Below are 673 nucleotides of genomic sequence, written 5' to 3' on the forward strand. Positions count from 1 at the left end.
CCCCATGTTCATACCGGCGGCGCCCATCGACAGCGCGGCAACCAGGCTGCGCGCATCCGCCATGCCGCCCGAGGCGACGAACGGGATCGTCAGCTCGTCCGCCGCACGCGGCAGCAGGATCATGTTCGGGATATCGTCTTCGCCGGGATGGCCGCCGCACTCGAAGCCGTCGACGCTGACCGCGTCGCAGCCGATCTTCTCCGCCTTCAGCGAATGGCGCACCGAGGTGCATTTGTGGATCACCTTGATGCCGGCCGCCTTCAGCGCCGGCATGTACTGCTCCGGACTGCGGCCCGCGGTCTCCACCGCCTTGACGCCGCCCTCGCGGATCGCGGCGATATATTCCGGATAGGGCGGCGCGGTGAAGGTCGGCAGGAAGGTGAGGTTCACGCCGATCGGCTTGTCGGTCATGTCGCGACAGCGCGCGATCTCCTTGGCCAGCAGCTCCGGTGTCCGCTGGGTCAGACCGGTGATGATGCCGAGACCACCGGCGTTGGACACCGCCGCCGCCATCTCGGCGAAGCCGACATAGTGCATGCCGCCCTGGATGATCGGATGCTGAATACCGAACAGATCAGTGATTGCTGTCTTCACAAATTTCTCCCGCTTTTCCGATCAGTGGACGATTTCGAACAGGCCGGCGGCGCCCATGCCGCCGCCGATGCACATGGTC

At 65.5% G+C, this 673-nt stretch carries 1 protein-coding gene; it reads right to left on the reverse strand.

Annotated features, from left to right (window positions below):
* A partial coding sequence (locus AKL29_RS21750) for an NAD(P)H-dependent flavin oxidoreductase (protein WP_244482262.1) occupies positions 1-594 on the reverse strand: 594 nt, incomplete at its 3' end.
* Between the last annotated feature and the right edge of the window lie 79 nt (positions 595-673).

It is taken from the genome of Bradyrhizobium pachyrhizi, from assembly GCF_001189245.1.
Classification (GTDB): domain Bacteria; phylum Pseudomonadota; class Alphaproteobacteria; order Rhizobiales; family Xanthobacteraceae; genus Bradyrhizobium; species Bradyrhizobium pachyrhizi.